The organism is Arthrobacter sp. H20, assembly GCF_000520515.1.
Classification (GTDB): domain Bacteria; phylum Actinomycetota; class Actinomycetes; order Actinomycetales; family Micrococcaceae; genus Arthrobacter_D.
On record NZ_KI914728.1, the window covers coordinates 70,291 to 73,893 of the forward strand.

General features: G+C 62.6%; 3 protein-coding genes and 1 pseudogene. All 4 read left to right on the top strand.

Features of this window, described 5'->3' with window-relative positions:
- Positions 1-1,849, top strand: a 1,849-nt coding sequence (locus Y703_RS23040) for a type II CAAX endopeptidase family protein (protein ID WP_253907989.1), incomplete at its 5' end; no start/stop codon positions are given.
- A gap of 610 nt (positions 1,850-2,459) precedes the next feature.
- On the top strand, positions 2,460-2,567 hold the full coding sequence (locus Y703_RS23045) for an SHOCT domain-containing protein (protein ID WP_253907990.1): 108 nt from the start codon (positions 2,460-2,462) through the stop codon (positions 2,565-2,567).
- A complete protein-coding gene (locus Y703_RS19090) occupies positions 2,567-3,313 on the top strand; it encodes a multicopper oxidase family protein (protein WP_081743473.1) in 747 nt (248 codons plus the stop codon). Before Y703_RS23045 ends, Y703_RS19090 begins: the two co-directional genes overlap by 1 nt.
- 105 nt (positions 3,314-3,418) lie before the next feature.
- Positions 3,419-3,603: pseudogene (locus Y703_RS22640) on the top strand (ISL3 family transposase); the annotation flags it as partial.

The window sequence follows — 3,603 nt, forward strand, 5'->3', positions numbered from 1 at the left end:
ATTAGCCGCAGGAGCGTTATGCCTGCTCTCCGCCGGGCTTCTGTTCTTCTCTCCCCGGTGGTGGTGGGCCTACGGCGCCGGGGCGGTCGTGATCTCGCAGGTCGCCATCCTCACTTCCTGGGAGGACGCCGGTTTGGGCACTGTCGCGAACGTCGTGCTACTCAGCGCCGTCCTGTACGGTTTCGCCTCACGGGGGCCGCTGAGCCTCCGCGCAGAGTTTGAGCTTTCCCTGAAACGGGTGTGGCCGCCAGCCCAGCCACCATCACGCGGACCGATCGGCGAGGGTGATCTGGTTTCGCTACCCGATCCGGTGCAGCGCTACCTCCGCCTTTCGGGTGCTGTGGGCCGACCGCCGGTGACCGATTTCCGGGCAACCTGGACCGGCAGGATGCGCAGCGACCCGGACAGCGCATGGATGACGCTCACGGCGGACCAACTGGACATCGTAGACACCCCGAAGCGCTACTTCATGATGGACGCCAGAATGAAGGGTCTGCCGGTCGATGTCCTGCACGAATTCGACGACCGCGGCGCGACGATGCGGGTGCGGCTGCTGTCGGCGCGCTCTATGGTCGACGCGGAAGGCGACGCACTCACCCGCGCCGAAACGGTGACCCTGTTCAACGACCTCTGCTGTCTGGCACCCGGTGCCTTGGTCTCCCCCAACATCACCTGGGAGCCGATCGATCAGCGCACCGCTGCTGCCCACTTCACCCTGGGAGCCAACACCATTACGGCTGAGTTGCGTTTCGACGACGTCGGGAACCTCGTTGACTTCGTCGCCGAAGGGCGGGGGGCCATGTCCCCCGACGGCAGCACCTTCACGCCGATGCGCTGGTCGACGCCACTGCGTGCGTATGCGCAGGTCGGACCCGCGCGGGTGGCGACGAAGGCCAAGGTGATGTGGCATCCGGATGCGGGCTCCTGGTCTTACGGCGAATTCGAACTGACCTCGCTGGCCTACAACGTCGCGACCCGCAGCCACTCGACCGACCCCCACGGTGAACGGCCCAGCCATCGAGAGAATCAGGCCTCGCAAGACCAGACCAACCCGTCCGAAAGGCACCGGCCGCGTGCCTGGATCGCAGGCCATCAGCTCATTTCCTTCTTCCTTTTTGCCTACGCGATCTCGTGGTCGCTGTGGGGCGCCGCAGCGCTCGGCGCCGGAGAGGCAGTATTTCTTCTGGGCGGGTTCGGCCCCCTTGCCTCGGCGCTCATCGTCACGCGGCTCTCTGGCGGGTCGGTGCGCCAGTGGATCCGCTCACTGTTGGTGTGGCGTGTCAGCCCCGGATTCTACGCCGTCGCACTATTGCTACCCGCAGCGGTTTATCTGATGATCAACCTCGTCCTGGTTGCCTTCGGCTGGACCCTCGATTTTACGTTGCTAGCCGCCGTTGGCCCCGCCTACGTAGGAACATTTCTTCTGGTCGCTACGGTGGGTGGCGGATTCGAAGAACCGGGATGGCGCGGCTTCGCCCTTCCCAGACTCCAGGAACGCAGGTCTCCCCTCGTCGCAACACTCATCATTGGTCTCGCGTGGGGTATCTGGCACATCCCGTTGTATGGTCCCGCGGGGTTCGTGGTTCCCCTGATTCTCGCGTTTTTCTATACCTGGCTCTACAACCGCACCGGCAGCGTCCTTCTCTGCCTTCTCCTCCACGCGAGTTTCACCCCCGCGCAGGACTTTCTGACGTTCGCAGTCGATCCCGGCGACCCGGGTTCGATTGTCAGTTCAGTCGGCGACTTGACTGACCTTGTGATTCTTGGTGTCTATGTGGCCGCCGCATTCACCCTAACGCTCGCCACGCGTGGCCGACTTGGTTACCCGCAGGCCGCAGCGCCCAGCTAATCCGCAGGCTTCAGTTGCCAGCCCGGGTTGACCACTGGTCTAGCCGCTGGTCTACAACAATCCAGAGAAAAGAGTGCCGGACTACAGTGATCGATTGAAATGCCGACTCGTGAGCCAGTTGAAATCGGGCATACTCGGCCCCGCTGCCTGGCTAGACATACCCTCCTGGGTATACAATTGGCACAGCAAACGCCATGATCGCAAGCAAACTGGAGCACCGTGCCACCAGGGAAAACGCCAGCTTGACAACGAAATACCTGGAATGACTCCTCGTGTCCCTCGCCTAAGCCACAACTAATGGAAACCCAAACCCACTGAGGTCACCTCTGACGGCCTGGCGCTTTATTCGCCATCGTGACGCCGATCCCGCCACGAACTGCCGCCGCCGTGCGGTCCGCCGAGACAGTGGTCTGCGCACCAGGATTGGAGAAGGAAAATGATTGACGGATTTGGTTCAATGATGGGCTGGACGTGGTTGTTCTGGCTGCTCCTACTTATAGGTACTATGTTGCTGGCGCTCCTTGCTATGCGGGCATTTTCCGGGAGAAACAGCCGATCCGGGACCAGCCGAAGGCCAGCGGGGAGGCCTGATGCGGACCGCGCTCGAGCAATGGGCGCGACTCCTGCCCGACGGATTCTGGACGAGCGGTACGCTAAGGGAGAGTTAAGCACAGAAGAATACCGTGAACGGCTCGAGGTTCTCGGAGACGGCGTCTGATGCAACCCCTGAATCGGCGAACTGCCCTGATGCTGGGAGGTGCCGGCGCGATTGCCACCGTGACCGGCGTGGCAGGATTGCTATGGGGTCCTGGCTCTGGATTTCAGTCGTTCCGCGGACAGAAGCTGAGTGAACCGGAGGCCCTGCGCAGTGCTGATGGTCGGCTCCAGGTAAAGCTTTCAGCGGCCATGGGTCAGGTTCTGATCGCGGGCAGGGATGCCACCGCGCTGTCCTATAACGGAACTTTGCCCGGCCCCACCCTGTTCCTGCGGCCCGGGGACCAGTTGAATGTGACACTGGAGAACAGGCTGATGGATCCGACCAACCTCCACGTCCACGGGCTTCACGTCTCCCCGCAGGGCAACAGCGACAATGTGCTGGTTTCGGTCGAACCGGGAACATCCTTCGACTATGAGTACTTCCTGCCAGCGGACCATCCACCAGGGGTGTACTGGTACCACCCGCACCACCACGGTCGCGTCGCCGACCAGCTCTTCGGCGGCCTCTACGGGGCGATCATCATCCAGGACCCCCAGTCTGTGCCGGTGACCAGGGAACGGGTCCTGGTCATCTCGGATATCTCCCTCACCGCTGGCGGATCCATCGCCGCCGTGGCCGCGACTGAGAAAATGATGGGCCGGGAAGGTGCTTTGGTGCTGGTCAACGGACAGCTCAAGCCAGCATTGGCCGCCCGTCCGGCCGAACGTGAACGCTGGAGGATCGTTAATGCGGCTCATCGCAATTGAGGGTGTAGTCGGGGTGTGAGCGGGATGGGCGCGTCGGTCACGGGATAGGGGTCGAGGTTTTCCGATGATGGAAGTTCTCACGCTCGCCATCCGGAAGACCTCAACGTGCTCAACGCTACCTTCGCTGCACCCGATCTGAGCACGTTCTGCCGACTCGATGAACTCGGTCTGGAAGCTATCGGTCAGGAGGTGAAGCCCGATGGTGCGGTGCTGGTTTGCGAGGTAGTGGAACCGGACTCGTGGTGCCGGCGCTGCGGAGCCCAAGGCACTGCACGGGACATGGTGACCCG

Bases quoted from the DNA above. Each gene is read 5' to 3' on its own strand.
- Y703_RS23045 (WP_253907990.1), top strand. From the start codon at position 2,460: ATGGGCGCGACTCCTGCCCGACGGATTCTGGACGAGCGGTACGCTAAG.
- Y703_RS19090 (WP_081743473.1), top strand. From the start codon at position 2,567: ATGCAACCCCTGAATCGGCGAACTGCCCTGATGCTGGGAGGTGCCGGC.